The 17868-nt window shown below is 63.5% G+C and carries 19 protein-coding genes; 5 read left to right on the top strand and 14 right to left on the bottom strand.

The features are described from left to right. Positions 1 to 60: 60 nt before the first annotated feature. Positions 61 to 1227: a glycosyltransferase family 9 protein gene (locus tag LDN90_RS00485; protein WP_223947501.1), complete on the top strand. Its 1167-nt coding sequence runs from the start codon at positions 61 to 63 to the stop codon at positions 1225 to 1227. Here LDN90_RS00485 and LDN90_RS00480 read toward each other — a convergent pair. The 7 genes from LDN90_RS00480 to LDN90_RS00450 form a co-directional block, all read right to left on the bottom strand. Then, complete coding sequence (locus LDN90_RS00480) at positions 1193 to 1888, bottom strand: SDR family oxidoreductase (RefSeq protein ID WP_223947500.1); 696 nt, start codon at positions 1886 to 1888, stop codon at positions 1193 to 1195. The two genes, LDN90_RS00485 and LDN90_RS00480, sit on opposite strands and share 35 nt — an antisense overlap. Before the next feature lie 41 nt (positions 1889 to 1929). Beyond that, positions 1930 to 3357 carry a PfkB family carbohydrate kinase gene (locus tag LDN90_RS00475; protein WP_223947499.1) on the bottom strand — a complete coding sequence of 476 codons (1428 nt, stop codon included), beginning with the start codon at positions 3355 to 3357 and terminating at the stop codon, positions 1930 to 1932. Then, on the bottom strand, positions 3354 to 3971 hold the full coding sequence (locus LDN90_RS00470; RefSeq protein WP_223949376.1) for an SIS domain-containing protein: 618 nt from the start codon (positions 3969 to 3971) through the stop codon (positions 3354 to 3356). The genes LDN90_RS00475 and LDN90_RS00470 overlap by 4 nt, the downstream gene beginning before the upstream one ends. A 98-nt stretch (positions 3972 to 4069) precedes the next feature. Continuing rightward, positions 4070 to 5341 carry a glycosyltransferase gene (locus LDN90_RS00465; protein WP_223947498.1) on the bottom strand — a complete coding sequence of 424 codons (1272 nt, stop codon included), beginning with the start codon at positions 5339 to 5341 and terminating at the stop codon, positions 4070 to 4072. After that, positions 5338 to 6474 carry a glycosyltransferase gene (locus LDN90_RS00460; protein ID WP_223947497.1) on the bottom strand — a complete coding sequence of 379 codons (1137 nt, stop codon included), beginning with the start codon at positions 6472 to 6474 and terminating at the stop codon, positions 5338 to 5340. The genes LDN90_RS00465 and LDN90_RS00460 overlap by 4 nt, the downstream gene beginning before the upstream one ends. Continuing rightward, a complete protein-coding gene (locus LDN90_RS00455; RefSeq protein ID WP_223947496.1) occupies positions 6471 to 7559 on the bottom strand; it encodes a glycosyltransferase family 9 protein in 1089 nt (362 codons plus the stop codon). Before LDN90_RS00455 ends, LDN90_RS00460 begins: the two co-directional genes overlap by 4 nt. Then, positions 7556 to 8134, bottom strand: a complete 579-nt coding sequence (locus tag LDN90_RS00450) for an HAD-IIIA family hydrolase (protein WP_223947495.1) — start codon at positions 8132 to 8134, stop codon at positions 7556 to 7558. The genes LDN90_RS00455 and LDN90_RS00450 overlap by 4 nt, the downstream gene beginning before the upstream one ends. Positions 8135 to 8242: 108 nt before the next feature. Between LDN90_RS00450 and LDN90_RS00445 the strand changes: the two genes are divergently transcribed. Beyond that, a complete protein-coding gene (locus tag LDN90_RS00445) occupies positions 8243 to 9193 on the top strand; it encodes a glycosyltransferase family 9 protein (RefSeq protein WP_223947494.1) in 951 nt (316 codons plus the stop codon). Between the two features lie 35 nt (positions 9194 to 9228). Here the strand turns inward: LDN90_RS00445 and LDN90_RS00440 are convergent, their stop codons facing one another. After that, positions 9229 to 10002, bottom strand: coding sequence for a sigma-70 family RNA polymerase sigma factor (locus tag LDN90_RS00440; protein ID WP_223947493.1), 774 nt, complete (start codon positions 10000 to 10002; stop codon positions 9229 to 9231). A gap of 142 nt (positions 10003 to 10144) precedes the next feature. Here LDN90_RS00440 and LDN90_RS00435 point away from each other — a divergent pair, with 142 nt between their 5' ends. Next, entirely contained in the window at positions 10145 to 10885 is a 741-nt protein-coding gene (locus tag LDN90_RS00435) for a GAF and ANTAR domain-containing protein (protein ID WP_223947492.1), read from the top strand. Positions 10886 to 10927: 42 nt separating this feature from the next. Beyond that, the gene (locus tag LDN90_RS00430) at positions 10928 to 11377 is read left to right on the top strand and encodes an SRPBCC family protein (protein WP_216924254.1); all 450 of its coding nucleotides are present in this window, start codon (positions 10928 to 10930) and stop codon (positions 11375 to 11377) included. 33 nt (positions 11378 to 11410) lie between these two features. Here LDN90_RS00430 and LDN90_RS00425 read toward each other — a convergent pair whose 3' ends face one another. From LDN90_RS00425 to serS, 3 genes are all read right to left on the bottom strand, one after another. After that, positions 11411 to 12256 (bottom strand): HAD family hydrolase, encoded by an 846-nt coding sequence (locus tag LDN90_RS00425; RefSeq protein ID WP_223947491.1) that lies wholly within the window; start codon positions 12254 to 12256, stop codon positions 11411 to 11413. Between the two features lie 158 nt (positions 12257 to 12414). Continuing rightward, entirely contained in the window at positions 12415 to 13026 is a 612-nt protein-coding gene (locus LDN90_RS00420; protein ID WP_223947490.1) for a hypothetical protein, read from the bottom strand. Positions 13027 to 13637: 611 nt separating this feature from the next. Then, positions 13638 to 14918 (bottom strand): serine--tRNA ligase, encoded by a 1281-nt coding sequence (serS, locus tag LDN90_RS00415; protein WP_223947489.1) that lies wholly within the window; start codon positions 14916 to 14918, stop codon positions 13638 to 13640. A gap of 112 nt (positions 14919 to 15030) precedes the next feature. Between serS and LDN90_RS00410 the strand changes: the two genes are divergently transcribed. Further along, the gene (locus LDN90_RS00410) at positions 15031 to 16092 is read left to right on the top strand and encodes a diacylglycerol kinase family protein (protein WP_223947488.1); all 1062 of its coding nucleotides are present in this window, start codon (positions 15031 to 15033) and stop codon (positions 16090 to 16092) included. On the opposite strand, the gene LDN90_RS00405 is transcribed toward LDN90_RS00410, so the two are convergent. The 3 genes from LDN90_RS00405 to LDN90_RS00395 all read right to left on the bottom strand — a co-directional run bounded on the left by LDN90_RS00405 (position 16089) and on the right by LDN90_RS00395 (position 17741). Then, positions 16089 to 16319 (bottom strand): hypothetical protein, encoded by a 231-nt coding sequence (locus LDN90_RS00405; RefSeq protein ID WP_216924263.1) that lies wholly within the window; start codon positions 16317 to 16319, stop codon positions 16089 to 16091. The genes LDN90_RS00410 and LDN90_RS00405 overlap by 4 nt on opposite strands. A 119-nt stretch (positions 16320 to 16438) precedes the next feature. Then, on the bottom strand, positions 16439 to 17368 hold the full coding sequence (gene pheA / locus LDN90_RS00400) for a prephenate dehydratase (RefSeq protein WP_223947487.1): 930 nt from the start codon (positions 17366 to 17368) through the stop codon (positions 16439 to 16441). A gap of 46 nt (positions 17369 to 17414) precedes the next feature. After that, positions 17415 to 17741 (bottom strand): rhodanese-like domain-containing protein, encoded by a 327-nt coding sequence (locus LDN90_RS00395; RefSeq protein ID WP_216924267.1) that lies wholly within the window; start codon positions 17739 to 17741, stop codon positions 17415 to 17417. Between the last annotated feature and the right edge of the window lie 127 nt (positions 17742 to 17868).

The raw sequence follows: 17868 nt of genomic DNA, 5'->3' as shown, positions 1-17868 counted from the left end.
CCCGCGGTTCACACGCCGGCTCCGGTAGTTTTCCAGCACCTTTGACGAAGGGACATCCAGATGGTCGTTCAACCGAATTTTGGCGTTGGCCCGGTGCTGGAGAAGTTCGCGAATGTGGAACGGATCGCGGTCCTCCGGGGAGGCGGTTTAGGCGATGTGATCTACACATATCCCGCGCTGCATGCCCTGAAAGTGGCCTACCCTGAAGCAACTATCACGCTCCTCGGCACGCCGATCCACGCCGCGTTGACCGCCGGGACGGATGGGCCCGTTGACGGCGTCGAAATTCTCCCGTTCGCCAAAGGCGTCCGCGACGCCGGCCCTGGGGACGGCGATCAAGTAGACGAAACCGAAGACAGACTTGCCCAAGAGGAATTCTTCTCCGCCATGCGCGCCCACAGGTTCGATCTCGCGCTGCAAATGCATGGCGGCGGCCGGTACTCCAACCCTTTCCTGCTCCGGCTGGGAGCACGGCACACCGTGGGCACACGAACCAAGGACGCCGAGCCCTTGGAGCGGAATCTCGATTACATCTACTACCAAAACGAGCCTGATCGATGGCTTGAGGTTGCGGGACTGGCGGGCGCGCCAACCATCATTTCTCCCCCCTTACGGCCCCTGCCCGAACACCAACAAGCCGTGCAAAGCCTGCTCAACCCCCAACGGAGTCCCCTCCTGGTGGTCCACCCAGGTGCCACCGATCCGCGACGGCGATGGCCGGCGTCGTACTTTGCCGAAGCTGCGGCGACCATCGCCCAGGAAGGCGCGCAGGTGTTGGTGGTGGGTGACCGCGCCGAAAAGGCGCTGGCCCAGGAAGTGGCAGAACTCGTGGCAAGGCAACTGCCCGTCGGGCACAAGAATGCCGTGCGATCAGTTGCCGGCGAACTGGAGATTGGTGAACTCGCGGCGCTCTTGGACGCGGCCACCGTAATGCTTGCCAGCGACAGCGGTCCCCGACATTTGGCGCAAGCCCTTGGAACTCCAACCGTGGGGATCTTCTGGGTAGGCAACGTCTTCAACGCGGGGCCCCGAGGCCGGAGCCTGCACCGGATCCACATGTCGTGGGTGACCGAGTGCCCGGTGTGTGGGGCCGATGTTACGCAAGTGGGCTGGTCAGCACAGCACTGCGGCCACGACGACACCCTGATCAGGGGCATCGCCGTGGCCGAGGTTGTTCAGGACGTGCATGACCTTATGGCCACGAGCCTTCTTCTGCGGGGCAAATAAGGAGCTCACGGACCTCGCTACCAAACGGCTGCGACAACGCGAACACCACGGCTTGCGCCACGTTCGCAGGATCGTTGAGTTTGGAGTCGTCCTGCGGCTTGTATTGTTCGTCGCGGTCATCAAAGAAATGTGTCTTCATGCCTCCCGGAATGATGGTGGTGACACCAATGACTCCCCCGGTTTCGGCGGCCAATGCCCGGCTGAATCCGATGACGCCGAACTTGGAGGCGCAGTACGCCGTAGCGTCCGGCAGTGCCCGCAAACCGAGGGTTGAGGCGATGGTGATGGCCCGGCCCCGGGATTCCTTCAAGTACGGCAACGCCGCACGGACCACGGAAACGGTGCCCAGGAGATTCACTCCAATCACCTTTTCCCACTCGGCTGCGGGAACGTCGGCCAGTTTGCCACAGCGGTCGATGCCCGCGGCCGTCACCACCCCATCCAGGCCGCCGAGGCTTTCGGCCGCCTCTTTCACGGCGGCTTCAACTGATTCACGGTTGGAAACGTCGACTTCAAGGGCTTTAGCGCCGGACACGTTGCTGATATTGCGGTCGAAGACGAAGGGAGTGCCTCCGGCATCGCGGATGGCATCGACGATTGCAGCGCCGAGGCCGGAGCCGCCTCCAGTGACGATGACGCGGCCGGGAGTTTGCGTGTTCATGCGATTCCTTTCGGTGGTCGATTCTTTGATGGCAGCTACGGTCAGCTGACTTTGGCCAGTGCTTCAGCCAGGCCGCTGGTGGAGCGGGCCGGATGGAAGGGCACCGTAACGCAACGCCCTCCCCATACAGCCACGAGGCTGGCTTCCGGCAATTCGTGGGGTTCGTAATCTCCGCCCTTGACCCAAATATCGGGCCGGAGCTGGTTCAGGCAGGCTTCGGGGGTGTCCTCGTCGAAGACCACCACGGCATCAACACAGGTCAACGCGAGCAAGAGCTCTGCCCTGTCCTCCATGCTGACGATCGGCCGGTGCGGGCCCTTGAGCCGCCGCACAGAATCATCGGAATTCAAGCAAACAATGAGGCAATCACCCATGCTGCGGGCCGCAGCCAACGTCCTTGCGTGGCCGGCATGGAGGAGGTCGAAGCAGCCGCCGGTCGCCACGACGGTCCCACCACTCGCGCGGACTGTCCGCGCGAGTTGGATTCCGGGTTCCAGGCCCTGAAAGCGGCCAAAAAGCTCGACGACGGGACTCGCCTTTGCCCTGACCGGCTGGCTGTTCCCTGCAGCGTCCGGGGTCCTTGTATCCATGACCAGGGAGGAGGCTCCGCCCTTCGCGAGGAATGCAGAGGCATCCTCAACAGCTCTGGCCGCGGCACCCGGCAGCGCGAGCCCCAGACCCAAATACACGGCAAGGCTCCCAGCCAAGCGGTCTCCGGCACCGCAAGGATCGTCCACGGTTGTTTTGGGAGCGTGGATGATCTTGCCCGGTCCCCCACGTTCCACTAAAACCGCACCATCTTCGCCGGTCGTGACCAGGACGGCATTGCTGCGCCAGCGATCCAGCAAATGTTTTCCTGCGTCCTCCGCAGCAGTCTTGGACTGATCCTGCCCGCCCACCTTCGCAGCGGCCCGGGCCTCTGCGAAGTTGGGCGTCACGACGGCGACACCCGGCACCGGCTCCGAACCGGCAGGGTGCGGATCCCACACCACCGGGACGTGGCGGGCAGCGTCGGCGAGCGCAGTGCGGATGTCGGGGTTCGCCGTGATTCCGCGGCCGTAGTCGGCCACGATCACCGCTTCCGCGGAGGCAATGGCTGCGAGCATCTCTTCGGTGCACGACGGGGATGGGGCAGGTGCGCATCCTTCGTCGAACCGGACCACGGGGTGGGTCCCAATGCGCACGCGGGTCTTGGTGGGCGTTGGGGCGAGCGGGGCTCCGGCGAGTATGGCGACACCGGCCAGGGCGCGCCTGAGGTGGCTGGCGCCGTCGTCGTCCGACACCGCGGTGACCAGGGCGACGTCGTGACCGTCGCGCGCAAGCAGTGTAGCCACGAGACCGGCCCCACCTGCCCGACGCCGGATATGGGCAACGTCCACTACGGGCACGGGTGCGTCGGGGCTGAGCCGTGTGGCGGTGCCGTTGATGTCCACGTCCAGGAGGACGTCACCTACAACTGTCACTTTCATGGCTGGGCTCCGTCCCCGGCCAGGCGAGGCCCCGTCCTCCTCGCGACCTCCGCATCGAAGGCCCGGCACACAGCGTGGACGGCAATGAGGTGGCCTTCCTGGGCGTTGGCTGCGATGGCGTCCACTGTGATGGCTTGATCGCAGGCGTCGGCCAGCGGGTTGGGACCCGCGCCCGTCAGCGCCCACGTTGTGACGCCGCGTTCCCTTGCAGCCCTGACAGCGTTGAGAAGGTTGGGGCTGCGTCCGCTCGTGGAGAGAAGGATGAGGACGTCCCCTGCCCGGCCGTGTGCCCTGACCTGGCGGGCGAAGACTTCCTCGTAGCCGTAGTCGTTTGACAGTGCCGTGAGGGCGGAAGTCTCGGCGTGCAGGGAGATCGCGGAAAAGGGGGCGCGTTCAGCATCGAACCGGCCAACGAGTTCGGCGGTGAGATGCTGGGCTTCGGCAGCCGATCCCCCATTGCCGGCGGCCAGCAGCCGTTGGCCGGACAAGAGCCGGTGGGCGAGTTCCGTTCCCCACTCCGACAGGCGGGGGGCCTGCGAGCGCAAGGACTCGAGCGCAGGCAGAACGTTGTCCAGGTGTGCGGTGACCTCTGATGCAATCTGTGGTTCACGGATGTTTGTTGGCCTTCTGGATCCGCTCCAGCCAGTGGGCACAGTATCCGGGACGGGCCGGGTGTTTGGCGCGATTCTCTTGGGAACTGTCGATTCTGTAGTCACAGTGCTGTTCCTTCCAGTGGTTCCGCCAGGCCTTCTCCGGCTTGCCGGGACAGCCCGGCGGCCAAGACGGACCGGTACGCTTTCTCGGTATCTGCGGCGATGCGGTCCCAGGAGTAGCGTGAGCGGGCGCGGCGGCTTCCGGCCCGGCCCATTTCGGCACGCAAGGCGGGGTCGCCGAGGAGCCGCGCCACGGCGTCGGCGATTGCTTCCGGGTCCCGCGGCGGTACGTGCAGCCCGGTTTTCTGGTTGACGACGGTCTCCCGGAGTCCCCCGACGGCCGCGGCCACTACGGGCACTCCGCACGCCATGGCTTCAAGGGGAACGATGCCGAACGGTTCGTACCACGGTGCGCAGACCACGGCGTCGGCACTGCGGAAAATTCCGGGCATTGCGTCACGCGGAACCTGTCCGCGCATGGTGACCTTGTCCTCCACGCCAAGTTCCTTGGTCAAGGCGCGAAGTCTCTGGGCTTCCGGATCCTCTTCGAGGTTCAGGGCGTCGCCGGAGCCTCCGACTATGAGGAGCTCGACGTCGTCGAAACCGGCCTCAGCCAGGAGGGGCAGTGCCTGGATCACCAGATCCACGCCCTTCCTTGGAACCAGGCGGCCCACACTCAGGATGCGGTGCGTGCGGGCCTTACTCTCTGGCTCTCCAGTGCCCGGGAATAGGTTGAGATCCACCCCGCATGGTGCGATGGAAATTCTTGACCGGCCAATGCCCAGCGCTTTGAGCTCAAAAACCTCGTCAGGGCAGGTGGCGATCACCCAGTCCGCTGTGCGCCCTACCCACGGTTCCAGCCATGCACGTGCCGGTGGGCTGGTGTCCGCTGAACCTTGGTGCCTGCGCTTGACCGAACCCAGTGCGTGGAAGGTCTGGACCACGGCTACGTGCTCGGCGGCACCGGCCCGTCTGGAAGCTTGGATCGCCGCCAGCCCGGACATCCAGAAATGCGCGTGGACAACGTCCGGGACCGAGTCCGCCCAGTCCCGGCAGATGCCGTCTGCGAGCTCACCCATGAAAGGAAGCAGCTCGTCCTTGGGGATATGGCAGGCCGGGCCAGCGTCAACATGTACTACGGAGAGTCCCGGCGCAACCTGCACCTTTGCAGGAAGATCCGGGTCATCCCGCCGCGTGTACACGGTGACTTGGTGGCCGCGGCTGGCAAGGCTCGATGAAAGGGCGGCCACGTGGACGTTTTGCCCCCCGGCGTCCACACCTCCCAAGGCGGCCAATGGACTGGCGTGTTCGGAAACCATGGAGATTTTCATGGGTGCGTCCTCTCTGTGTCATGGCTGACGGACTCCGAACCTGGTTGCGGGCGGCGTTCCGTGTTGGGGAGCTGTTTATTCGGGACCTGCGTTTCAGGGACCTGCGTTTCAGGGATCTGCTTTTCGGGAAGACGGCTATTGGCAGTCGAGGGGCGTGATGTTGGGAGATCGGCCAGGAGTTCGTCCCAGTCCTGGTGAAATCTTGCGAGCCCGTAGCGTTCCAAGGCTGCAGACCGGGCCACCATCCCCATCGCATAGGCGTCGTCGGGATCGTCCAGCAGCTGCCGGGCGAACCGTTGGAGCTGGTCAACATTGTTTGAGACAAGGCCGGCTTCCGGCGGAATAGCGCGGGACGCCTCCGTGGTCGCCAGTGCCAGGACGGGCATTCCCAGGTGCATGGCTTCGAGCAAGGCCAACCCGAGGGATGTCCAACGCAACGGGTGCAGGTAGAGCCGGCAGCGGGCGAGTTCTTGGTGCAGCCTGGGCGCGGGTACGTCCCCGGAAATCCGCAGACGCTCCTCGCTCAGGCCGAACCCCTTCAGGTTCAGCGCTTCCGGCAAGGCTTCCGTCCCCATTCCGAACGCCCTCAAAGGCCCTACCCCGGCGAAGCCAGGGAGGAGGTCCGTGCCCGTCACCCGGCCGCGGCGCACGGGTTCATTGACCACCACCCCCATCTCTTCGCGTTCACCGGTATAAAGTCGGCCCGGATCGGGGATGCCGTGCTCGATCACAACTGTTGGCGTGGATCCGGTGTCCCAGAAGAGCTGGTTGAAGTACGTCACATGAACCACGGGGATAGTGTGCTGATCGGCCAGCGGATGGAGAGTGAACGGGACGTCGCCTTTAGGCGTGTTGTGTTCAAGGTAGACGGCGGGCAGGTCCACGCCGGGCCTTCGACCCAGCTTCCGGGCAACGGCGGCGATCTCCTCCGGACGTTGCAGGACCACCACGTCCACGCTGTCCGGATCGAGGGTGTCCAGGTCAATCTCCTGCGCGGCGACCGGCCACTCCCTGCCACCTCGCCCCAAACCCCACGGACCGCCGTCGGGCTCTACCGGAAGGAGGTACTCGTGCTGGCCCCTGACGAAGGCCTCCATCCATCCTCCGTGGATATGCCACACCAGGATCCTCATGGTTTCCACACCTTCCTTCGGGTGCTGAGGGAGGAGACTCCCCCCAACAGCCGTTCCACCGCCTCAAGGACTTGTTCCGGGGTGACTGAGCTAAGGCACGGGTGGCCCGGTACCGGGCAGATGCGTGCCCGCGTATTCCTGCATGCTGCTTCCTGGTCGCCGAGCAATTCCATCGGAACGCCGTAGGGCGCCCAGCGGATGGCAGGAACCACAGGGGAAAACAGGCACACCACCGGCGTTCCGACCGCTGCGGCCAGGTGGGCGGGCCCAGTGTTGCCGGTGACCACGACGGCGGCGCCCGCGAGTACCGCTGCCAGGGTCCGCAAGTCCGTTGTGCCGCCGAGATTGTGTGCCGAAGGTCCTGCCACGGTTGCCGTCAGCGATGTTTCGCCCGGCCCTCCCGTGACCACCACCTGGTGTCCATACGCTTCAAGGAGTTCCACGGTGGCTGCGTGGTGGAGTGCCGGCCACGCCCTCGCGGGAGCCGCTGAGCCCGGGTGGACCACGATGTACGGGCCTTTTTGGGTGAGTTCGTCCACCAGCTCCCCGGGTTCGTCCAGCGGGTTGATGTGGAGCTTGCCATCGTCGCCCCGGGGAAGCTGGAAGCCTGCTGCCTGCGCAATCCCCAGGGCCCGCACCACTTCAGGCTGGTCTTCGGGAAAGTCTTCCCCGGGTTTCAGCCGGACGTCCAGGAGGGAGCCGGCGAAGTCAGTGGAGGCGCCGGTGATGCGCTTGACGCCTGCCAGCCGCAGCAACAGTGCCAACGGAAGCGGGGACTGGTGGAAGGACGTGAGGATCACGGCTTCCTCAATCCTGGAGCTGCGGACGAACTCGATCAGGCCAGCGGTCAGCTCAGCCGTCACGTCCGGCGCCGGATTGACGATCCATGGGCACGGCCACGTGTGGACCTGGGTCACTCCGGGGAGCATTTCCGCAGCCCCGGCGCCTTCGGGGCCGCACAGGAGGACGACGTCGTTGGGCCGGCTGCCGTCCGGCCTGCTTCCGTTCGCCACGGCACGCAATGCCGGTCCAGCGAGGAGGACATCGCCCATGCTGTCCAGTCGGGCTACCAGGACGCGGCTCATACAGGTGGGTCCTGCCTGGCGTCGGGTTTCCCGGATGCCCCTCGTGCACCGGTATCAAGCAACAGCTCGACGGCGGCCAGCAGGTTCTCCGCAACCATTTCTGCCGCCTCAATTTCCTCGGTCCGCGTCACGTGAGTGGGCACCAGTATCGACTGCGAGCCGGCCGCCGTCGCTGCTTCCACGTCGGTACCGATGTCCCCAACAAAGGCCACCTGGAACGGCTGCAGCCCCAGTGTGCTGCAGGCTGCGAGAATCATTCCCGGCGCAGGCTTACGGCAGTCACAGCCATCGGCCGGGCCGTGCGGGCAGATTTCCCACACATCGAACGGGCCCAGAAGCTCATCCACGCGCTGGTTCACGGCGTGGACTTGATTCAAGGTCAGCAAGCCACGGGCAACGCCGGACTGGTTGCTCAGCACCCCTGTTGCCAGTCCCGCCCGGCGTACCAGGTCCAGGGCCGAACGGGCGCTATCCATGGGCCGCACCAGTTGCGGGTCGCCGTTATAGGGCACGTCAACGACGAGCGTTCCATCGCGGTCAAACAGGACCGCTTTCAACGTTCCAGTTCCTCCCATATCCGCAACGTTCCCCAGTTCTCCCGACACTAAACAGCGTGACGACGAGAAGTTTCCCTGCGGCGTTGGCGTCCGCGTTGGCCGCTAGACTCCTAGCGGGAGGCCACCATGGACATCGTCGAAATGAACGGACAACCCCTGCTGCTTGCCTTGCGCGCCTTGAAACTAGGGGACCTCCTTGTTGCCGTTCCGGCGCTTCGCGGCCTGCGCCGGGCATTTCCCGAGCACCGCATTCTGTATGCGGCACCAGCCTGGATTGCCGAGGCCTTGGAACTGGTGGGCGGCATCGACCACCTGCCCACGCCGGGCCTTGATGATCCACTGGACATTCCCTCGGGCGCCGTGGACATCGCCGTGAACCTGCACGGGAACGGACCCGAAAGCCGCCAACGCATCGACGAACTTGGCGCAAGGCGGGTGCTCGCGTACCAAGCGCCGGGGTTGGACGGGCCCGAATGGATCACCGGCATTCCTGAGCGCGAGCGCTGGACACGACTCCTCAACTGGCACGGCATCGACGCCGATCCCCTGGATTATCGGCTCAACAGGCCAAGCGTTCCCCCACCCCGTCCAGGCTCCACGGTCATCCATGTAGGTGCGGCATATGGCAGCAGGCTCTGGCCCATTGAGCGATTCGCCGAAGTGGCGGTCGAGCTCTCCCGGGCAGGGCACGACGTCGTGCTGACCGGGGGCACGTCCGAGCGCGGGCGGGCAGTGGAGACTGCCGCCTTGGCAAACCTCAAAGGAGCAAACCTCGACGGCGGCGTGCTGGCCGGGCGGCAGGGCCTCGCAGAGTTTGCAGCGACCATTGCAGATGCTCGGCTCGTCGTTTCCGCGGACACCGGCGCGGCCCACCTGGCGTCCGCCTACGCCCGGCCCTCCGTGGTCCTGTTCGGCCCCGCTCCTGCTGAAGAATGGGGTCCGCCGCCTGGACCGCATGTGGTGCTTACCGCCGTCGAACTTCGCCGCGGTGACGTTTTCGCCGCCGATCCCGATCCCGCGCTCCTTGCCGTGACCGTCCGTGATGTGTTGGATGCGGTGGACGGGTTGGGCTGCTGAGTCCTGGGCACTTGGTGGTTTCGGCTGTTGTTTGCCTACTGAGCCGCCGTTCCGTCCTGGAGGTGCGCTTCCTCATCCAGCAACTGTGTCTGCAGGGACACCAGGATCTTGGAAAGCCGCCGCGAGACCTGCATTTGGGACATGCCCAGTGCCTCCGCGATGGTGGACTGCGTTTCCTCTCGGTAGTAGCGGCGATAGAGGAGGTGCCTGTCCTCAGGGCTCAGGCCCCGGATCGCATTGCGCAGGGCGAGCACGTCCTCCAGCCGGTCGGTCGGACATCCGAAAGCGGAAAGGCTTCCTTGGAGTCCGTCGCGGCCTTCCGCAGCGGGAGCATCCAGGGAATCCGGCCGTTTGCTGGTGCCGGCCATCAAGGCTTCCCTGACTTGGCAAGGTTCCAGGCGAAGGTCCGCCGCCACTTCCTCGGGGGTCGGAGTCCTCTGCAGGCTTTGCGTCAGTTCCTCCGTCCTGGCGAGCACTTGGCGCCGCACATCCTGGATGGGCCTCGGTGGGCGCACAACCCAGCAGTGATCGCGGAGATACCTCTTGACCTCGCCAGCGATGGTCGGAGCGGCGTAGGCGGGGAAGCTGACGCCTTTACTTTCGTCAAATCCTCGTGCCGCCTTGATCAAGCCCATGTACGCAACCTGCCGGACGTCGTCGAGGTCGTGCGTGTGGGCGGAATACCGGGCGGCAATGGATTTCGCGAGATTGAGATGGTCCAAAACCAAGCCGTCTTGGAAGCTTTGACGGATGGTACTCTCCGGCGCAGAAGGCCGGGTTTGGACGTCGTGTGGTCGGGTTTGTCGCATGTGGCTTCAATCCTTAGACCTGCTGGGGTGGGTGAGCCCACGGCAAGACTCCTTAAAAAGAGAAGCACACTTACTATTAGCTTTCAACGGGTATTCAGGACTACGCTCGAAGAGTAGCCTCATCCAGGGATCGGAGATCCACGTGGAAAACCAACAACTCACCGAACCGCATCTTGTAGCTGCGGAAATCCAGGATCTGCTTCTGGATACACCCGATGTGGAGGCCTTCCTCGGCGAGCTGGCGCGCCACTCAGCGGCGCTGTTCACCAAACCTGACAACGAAGTATTTTGCGGTATCACTCTGCTTCGGCATCGGGCCGCAGCCACAGTGGCAAGCAGCAGCGAACGGGCGCAGATGCTCGACGAACTCCAGTACCAATTCGCCGACGGCCCGTGTATCCATTGCTGCAGGCACGGCACACTGGTGCATATTCCGAACTTCGAAAAAGACAACACTTGGCCGGAGTACAACGACCTCGCCCTGGCGAATGGTGTTCATTCTGTGCTCGCCGTTCCTTTCCCGCTTACGGATGACACCGCCCGGGCAGGCTTGAACCTCTACTCCGAACGCCCCAACGGCTTCGACCAGGCCGCCGTTCAACGCGCCACTGATTATGTCCAGCAGGCATCCAAGGGCCTGCAACTGGCAGTGCTGATTGCGCAGCACAGCCAAACCGCCGCCAACCTTCGTGCGGCCATGGCATCCCGGACGGTCATCGACGTCGCCACAGGCATCATCATCGCCCAAAACAGATGCAGCCAAGCTGAAGCCGTTGAGCTCATCAAAAAAGCCTCCAGCAACCGGAACGTCAAGCTCCGGGACGTTGCACAGGCAATCGTCGACTCAGCCGGCGGCGGCCCGGTTCAATCCCATTTCACTTAACCCCCCACCTAGCCCACAACAATCCAAATCGAGGTGTCTCTCATGCAAACCGTCACGAAAGCCATCGAGGTAGAGGTACCAGTTTCGGTCGCCTACAACCAGTGGACCCAGTTCGAGAAGTTCCCCGAGTTCATGAGCGGCGTGGAGAACGTCCGCCAGATCAACGATTCAACGCTGCACTTCTCAACCAAGGTGGGCGGAGTCCGGCGCGAATATGATGCCCGCATCACCCAACAAGTTCCGGATTCCGTCATTGCGTGGGAGAGCATCGACGCACCACGTAACGCCGGCACAGTCCGCTTCGACAACCTCGGACCCCAGCACTGCGGCGTCAACGTGACACTGGAATGGGAGCCCGAAGGATTCGTGGAGAAGGCAGGCGCCGCGCTTTCCGCCGACGAGATGCAGGTGGCCGCGGACCTGGAGAAATTCAAGGAATTCATCGAGGACCGCGGCCAGGAAACGGGTGCTTGGCGGGGCCGGGTGGACTAACGCGCCCCGCCTCCGGGCTTAGCCGTGCGGCTGTTACAGGAGGCTGCGCAGTACCAGGGCGGCGCCGTCGTCGAATACTGACGCAGTGACCTCGTCCGCAACGGCGATCACTTCTTCGGGAGCCTGGCCCATGGCCACTCCCCTGCCGGCCCATGTCAGCATCTCGATGTCGTTGCGGCCATCGCCCACTGCCACCGTGTTGACCTGTTCCGTGCCGATCCTCTGGCGCAGTGCCTCCAGCGCACTGGCCTTCGTCACGCCCTCCGCTGCAATGTCCAGCCATGCAGTCCAACCCACCGAGTACGTCACGCCGGAAAGGCCGATGTGACGGATGGCGTGGTTGAAGTCGTCCGAGGTGTTGTCACTGCTGAAGACCACCACGCGTACGGCCGTGGCCTCCAACATGGTCTGGAAGTCCACGCCGATTGCCTCGACGCCAAAGCTGGCATCCTGGAAGCGCTCCGTGGAGAGGAAGTTCCCGTCTTCATCCTCCAGCGCGTACTTGGCGTTGGGGAGGCGTTCGCGCAGGGCCTTCAGCGCGGGAGCGGGATCGAACGTTGCCTTGTGGATGATTTCGTAGCCTGCGTTGAGGCCCGGATCCAGCCGGAGAGTAACGCCGCCATTGCAGCACACCGCGTAGCCACGTTCCAAGCCGATTTGCTCAATGATGGGGAGCGTTGCATTCAGCGACCGGCCGGTGGCGATCATGACGTCGTGTCCGCTCGCGACTACCTCCTGCGCAGCCGCCCTAACCTCTGGAGACATGTGGCCGTCGTGGTCCACGAGCGTGCCGTCAACGTCCAATGCGATCATGAGTTTGTTGTTGTTATTTGGCTGGTCATCGATGCCAGCAACTGGAGTGTCAGTCAAAATAGTCATGGTTCCAGTAGAGCAGACACCTCTGACACCGCACTAGGACCGGGGACACAGCACCGGATTAACGCCGCGTGAACACTCCGCGCGGCCCCCGCTGCCAGATCCCGCCCTTGTTCGCGGGTCCCTGCCTACAAGGTTGGGCGTTGCGAACAAGATGGGGCTCATCCTGGCCTGGGCAGGTTCCAGGGAATCCGTCCAGCATCTCGAGCCGGAGACAGGCCCCCTTGCAGCAATTTTCGGCGGAGCCTCTCCGGATTCTCCACATGAGGCCAACCCCAACGCACGAAACCGAATCCGAGGGCGCGAATCCGGTCCTCCCTCAGCTTCTCTTTGTAAAGGACCTCTTCAGGGGTTGCGCCGTTTCTGAGCTCGGCGTCAAGGTACTTCCCCTTGCCGTCAAACTCACCCACTACACCCCTTCGCCCACTGGACGGAGGCCACCAAAAGTCAGCCCTGCCAATGAATCCGTTGGCATCAGTGAAGCGGTGTTGAAGCTCGGGCTGTTGGAAGCCGAGGTAATGGAAGGCCGCCCGGCTGTAAGACTCACCGGCTGACTCGGATAACGGCGTGGCCAAGGACAAGGCAACTTCCGCACGACGACGGGCACTCGCGTTCTGATTCCCACGCACTGCGATCGCGATGCCGTCCACATCCATGAGGCTTCCATGAAGGTCCAGCCTGCCCTGTTTCCACATTTCCCGCGCAGCTCCGTCGGCCACCACGAGGGACTGACTAAGGCGTGACGTAAATGCTACGTCCAAGACAGTTTGCACCAGGGCAGTGCACGCATACCCTCCCACCATGTCAGGATTTCGCTCTTTGCCCAGGTGAAATCGCAGAGGAAACCCACCCTCTTGGCGGATCTTCCGCGCCGCCGGGCTCTGCCCAAGGACAGACAGGGTGGGCCGGCCGCGACCCGATCTGCTGGAAGCTGCCGTTATACATTCCACATGGGTCGGCGTACGCAGAACGGGTATTCCCATCGCGAAAGCCGCAGTTTCACGGCACAGTATCAAGCCAGGTACAGCCCGGGATGCTGCGGCCAACGACCACGCGAAGCGGTCCCAGGGTTTGGCTTCGAGCCAGCGGGACGTCTCCACGTAGTAGCCTCGCCGGACCCGCACCAATTCGCCGGCGCGGAATTTCCGATGGATGGAGTCCGTGGTGATTCCCGTTCGCAGCAGTGCAGGCGTCTCAATGAGGCCAGGGGGTATGTTCATCGCTCCACTGTGCCTGCAACGATTCCCTGCCTCTGGACCGGAAAACCCCTATGTGGACAACGGGACCTGTGGAGGACAAGTGGCAGCAAAAATCCCGCTCTTGTTCGCTGCTCCCGACCTACAAGGGCGGGTGAAACGAACAAGGGCGGGATCCGCGGAGAGAACTACAGGACCGGCAGAACCTCAAGCCCACCAATGTACTTCTGCAGCGCCTTGGGAACGTTGACCGAGCCGTCCGGGTTCTGGTGGTGCTCCAACAGCGCAACGATCCAGCGGGTGGTGGCAAGGGTGCCATTCAGGGTTGCCACAGCGCGGGTACCCTTGGCAACGCCTTCCTCGTTGATCACGCGTTCGCGGATGTTCAGGCGGCGGGCCTGGAACGTGGTGCAGTTGGAGGTGGACGTGAGCTCGCGGTAGGCGTTCTGGGTAGGAACCCAGGCTTCGCAATCGAACTTGCGTGCCGCGGACATGCCTAGGTCGCCCGCAGCTGTGTCGATCACGCGGTACGGAAGCTCGCACTTGGCCAGCATTTCCTCTTCCCAGGCAAGCAGGCGTTCGTGCTCTGCCGCTGCTTCTTCAACCGTGGTGTAAATGAACATCTCCACTTTGTTGAACTGGTGCACACGGATGATGCCCCGGGTGTCCTTGCCGTGCGAACCGGCCTCGCGACGGTAACAGGAGCTCTGGCCGGCGTAGCGGATGGGGCCGGCGGAGAGGTCCAGGATCTCGTCTGCGTGGTAGCCCGCGAGGGCCACCTCCGAGGTTCCCACAAGGTAAAGGTCGTCTTCAGCGAGACGGTAGATCTCGGCGTCGTGCTTTACGTCAAAGCCCGTGCCCTGCATGGTCTCCGGGCGCACCAAAGTGGGCGTAATCATCGGGACGAAGCCTGCCTCGATGGCCTGGTCCATGGCCATCTGCAGGAGCGCCATTTCCAGTCGGGCGCCAACGCCGCGGAGGAAGTAGAAGCGCGCGCCCGAGACCTTGGCGCCGCGTTCCATGTCGATCGCGCCGATAAGTTCGCCGATTTCCAGGTGGTCCTTCGGCTCGAAATCCGTGAATTCGCGCGGCGTGCCCACCGTCTTGACCACAACGTAATCGTCCTCGCCGCCCTCGGGAACGCCATCCACGATCAGGTTGGGGATGGTGCGGAGCAGCTCTTCCTGCTTGGCTTGGGCAGCAGCGGCTTCGGCGGAAGCGGCCTTCACCGAGTTGGCCAGTTCCTTGACCTCGGCCAGCAGGGCCTGCTTTTCCTCGCCCTTTGCCTGGGCAACCTTCTTGCCGAAGGCGTTCTGCTCGGCGCGGAGGGTCTCATGGCGGATCAGCGCGGCGCGGCGATCGGAGTCTGCGGAGATGATCGCGTCCACAACAGACTCGTCGGCGCCACGGGCGCGCTGGCTGGCACGGAACTTGTCCGGATTTTCGCTGAGGTCTTTTACGTCGATCACCACACAAGAGTATCGAATGGGCCGCTGATTTCCCGTGCGGACGCTGCAGCGCGCAAGCGCCGAGAGAACATCGTGAAATCAGCACTACCCGGGACGATAGTGTTGGAGCACCATGAGCGACTGGATCCTGTACGTGATTCTCGCTGGGGGCGTGGCGTTTGCCGTCTCCAGTTGGTGGGGTGTGCGCCGATTGAGAGCCCGTCACGTCAGGAGCGCGGTCCGGGAGGACACCCACAAGCCGGAGCCAGGGCACCAGAAGGTTGCGGTCATCCTCAACCCGGTGAAAAACAAGTCTCTCGAGGCCCGGCAAGCGATCATCGACGCCTGCGACCTCGCCGGTTGGGACAGCCCGAAATTCTTTGAAACCACTGTTGAGGATCCCGGGTACGGGCAGTCCCGCCAAGCGCTGGAGTACGGGGCCGACGTCGTTCTTGCGTGCGGTGGCGACGGTACAGTGCGTGTGGTGGCTGAGTCGCTGGCGCATAAGGGCGTGGCGATGGGCCTCATTCCGCTGGGCACCGGCAACCTCCTGGCCCGCAATGTCGATCTGGACGTCAACGACATCGCCGACTGCATCCAGATCGCCCTCTTTGGGCATCAGCGCTTTATTGACACCGCCAGCATGGCCATAGACAACGGCATTACCGGAGAATCGTCCACCCATACGTTCCTTGTGATCGCCGGAATGGGCCTGGACGCCGAGGTTTTGGGCGATACCAAGGAAGACCTGAAGAAGAGCGTGGGTTGGCTGGCCTACACAGAGGCGGGAGTCCGGCATCTCCCCGGCCGCCGCAAGCGCGTCACCATCACCATGGATGACCAGCCGGAACAGGCCCGGAAAATCCGCAGCGTGCTTTTCGCCAACTGTGGCCTGATTCCGGGAGGTATTGATTTCATCCCGGAAGCCATGATCGACGACGGCATGCTGGATATCGTCGTCATGAGCCCCCGCAGCGCCCTCGGATGGATCGCCATGTATGCGAAGATCCTGTTCAAGCACAAGCGGAATTTGCCGGTGATGAATTTCTATCGCTCCGGCAAGGTCACCATTCGCAGCCAGGAACCCATGGCGACGCAACTCGACGGCGACCCCGCGGGCGAGGCCACGGAGGTCACCGTTCAGGTCCAGCCGGGTTCACTATTGGTGCGGGTACCGAAGGCTCAAACCCTCTAGACTGCGCCCTTCTCCGGTTGCGCCGCATTCGCTGCGGCTGCTTCGGCCGCCGCCTTCGCTGCAGCCCGGGCCTCGGCCTGCTCACGGATCATCGCTTGTTCTTCTTCAAAACGGAGTCGATCCGCGCGGTCAGCTTCGTCGCCGTCCCAGTCGTCCTTGTTCTCGCCGGAGGGCTTGGGATTGACGATCATGCCCTGGCCGTCTTTGTCATCTCGGTGGACAGACATGACCGCTCCCTTCTTTTTGGCATTCATCCATCGTTTATGGATCAGGCAAGCATACGCACACTTGCAGCAACGCGAAAGGGGTTGAAGGTTCAATAATTTAGTGCCGGCAACAGCGCAGCCTAGCCCTTAAGAATCGACTGGACCCACGCATGAGCAGAGGCAAAGGCGGCGTCAGAAGTGTGAGGGGCAACCACCGCAGCTTGCTTATCGGCGCGCGCGTACGAGCCCAGGAAACGGGTTGCCGGGCTGATTCTGTGAAGACCCGCCAAGGCATCAGCAACACGGGAATCCGACGCATGGCCGTCGGCATCGATGCTGAAGAAATAGTGGCCAAGGTACTGGCCGGTGGGGCGTGATTCGATCCGGCTCAGGTTGACCCCTCGCGAAGCGAACTGGTCCAGGATTTCCATGAGTGCACCGGGGTGGTCTTCCGGCAGCGGGACAACAACCGTGGTCTTGTCCGCACCCGTGCGTTCGGGCAAAGTACCCGGCCGGCTCACCAGGATAAAGCGGGTGACTGCGTCCGGGTTGTCGCCGATGTTTTCGGCCAGAACGTTGAGTCCAGGCTGCTCCCCCGCAATTAGCGGTGCGCAAATGGCGGCGTCGTAGTGGGCATCTCCTTCCAGGAGGCCCATGGCCGATGCAGCGGTAGAGGAACCGGGGACATAATCCGCGTTCGGAATGTTTTCCTCCACCCAGAGGCGGCATTGGGCCCACGCGTGGCCGTGGGTGGAGATGCGCTTTATGTCAGAAACCACGACGCCGGGTCTCGCCACGAGGACGAACGTAATAGGAACGAGGGCCTCGCGGATGATCCGGAGTTCCGGGCCGGTGGCAATGGCATCCAGGGTGGCAGTCACGCCACCCTCCACCGAGTTTTCGATGGGAACCATGGCGGCGTCGGCCTCACCGTTGCGCACCCGCTCGAGCGCCGTGTTCACGTTGGTGCAAGGAATGCGGGAGGCATCAGCGGCGCCGGGGACCTGCATGAGGGCGGTCTCAGTGAACGTTCCCTCCGGCCCCAGGAACGTGTAGGTGAGTGCTGACATTGAATATTCCTTGCTGGTTATATGCGCGGGACGGGCGTGCCGAATGTTAAAGCACCACTGGTTTGAGACCGTTGTCCGAGACCATTGGCCGGCCGGCTTCGAACCACATGTCCATCCCGCCGGCTACATTCACCGCTGAGTAGCCCTGGCCCACGAGCCACTGGACTACGCGGAAGGAACGGCCACCGGTTCGGCAGATGACGAAGAGATCGTCATCGGGATCCAGTTCATCCAGGCGGGCCGGCAGCTGGTCCATAGGGATATGCCGTGCGCCCTCAGCGTGTCCGGCAACCCATTCATAGTCCTCACGAACGTCCAGGATGCTGGCATCAGCCGGAATATCGCCCACAGGCACGGTTTCGAAGTCGCTCATGGCGGTTCCTTCCCATCGATTCAGGTCATCATCCAGCCTAGTCGCAGCAGCCACGAAGCGGGACGCCGCTTGCGCCCCGCGGTTGCGACACTAAGACTGGGACGCAAAGACTCCCATGAATCGGCTG

The sequence above is a fragment of the Arthrobacter sp. NtRootA1 genome (assembly GCF_019976975.1).
GTDB classification, from domain to species: domain Bacteria; phylum Actinomycetota; class Actinomycetes; order Actinomycetales; family Micrococcaceae; genus Arthrobacter; species Arthrobacter aromaticivorans.
Note: the sequence above shows the minus strand (reverse complement) of the source record. Positions and strands in the feature narration are given on the sequence as shown.

What these genes read in the sequence shown, in the direction of transcription:
- LDN90_RS00485 (WP_223947501.1), top strand. Translation starts at nt 61, where the DNA reads ATGGTCGTTCAACCGAATTTTGGCGTTGGCCCGGTGCTGGAGAAGTTC.
- LDN90_RS00480 (WP_223947500.1), bottom strand. Translation starts at nt 1,888, where the DNA reads ATGAACACGCAAACTCCCGGCCGCGTCATCGTCACTGGAGGCGGCTCC.
- LDN90_RS00475 (WP_223947499.1), bottom strand. Translation starts at nt 3,357, where the DNA reads ATGAAAGTGACAGTTGTAGGTGACGTCCTCCTGGACGTGGACATCAAC.
- LDN90_RS00465 (WP_223947498.1), bottom strand. Translation starts at nt 5,341, where the DNA reads ATGAAAATCTCCATGGTTTCCGAACACGCCAGTCCATTGGCCGCCTTG.
- LDN90_RS00460 (WP_223947497.1), bottom strand. Translation starts at nt 6,474, where the DNA reads ATGAGGATCCTGGTGTGGCATATCCACGGAGGATGGATGGAGGCCTTC.
- LDN90_RS00455 (WP_223947496.1), bottom strand. Translation starts at nt 7,559, where the DNA reads ATGAGCCGCGTCCTGGTAGCCCGACTGGACAGCATGGGCGATGTCCTC.
- LDN90_RS00450 (WP_223947495.1), bottom strand. Translation starts at nt 8,134, where the DNA reads ATGGGAGGAACTGGAACGTTGAAAGCGGTCCTGTTTGACCGCGATGGA.
- LDN90_RS00445 (WP_223947494.1), top strand. Translation starts at nt 8,243, where the DNA reads ATGGACATCGTCGAAATGAACGGACAACCCCTGCTGCTTGCCTTGCGC.
- LDN90_RS00440 (WP_223947493.1), bottom strand. Translation starts at nt 10,002, where the DNA reads ATGCGACAAACCCGACCACACGACGTCCAAACCCGGCCTTCTGCGCCG.
- LDN90_RS00430 (WP_216924254.1), top strand. Translation starts at nt 10,928, where the DNA reads ATGCAAACCGTCACGAAAGCCATCGAGGTAGAGGTACCAGTTTCGGTC.
- LDN90_RS00425 (WP_223947491.1), bottom strand. Translation starts at nt 12,256, where the DNA reads ATGACTATTTTGACTGACACTCCAGTTGCTGGCATCGATGACCAGCCA.
- LDN90_RS00410 (WP_223947488.1), top strand. Translation starts at nt 15,031, where the DNA reads ATGAGCGACTGGATCCTGTACGTGATTCTCGCTGGGGGCGTGGCGTTT.
- LDN90_RS00405 (WP_216924263.1), bottom strand. Translation starts at nt 16,319, where the DNA reads ATGTCTGTCCACCGAGATGACAAAGACGGCCAGGGCATGATCGTCAAT.
- pheA (WP_223947487.1), bottom strand. Translation starts at nt 17,368, where the DNA reads ATGTCAGCACTCACCTACACGTTCCTGGGGCCGGAGGGAACGTTCACT.
- LDN90_RS00395 (WP_216924267.1), bottom strand. Translation starts at nt 17,741, where the DNA reads ATGAGCGACTTCGAAACCGTGCCTGTGGGCGATATTCCGGCTGATGCC.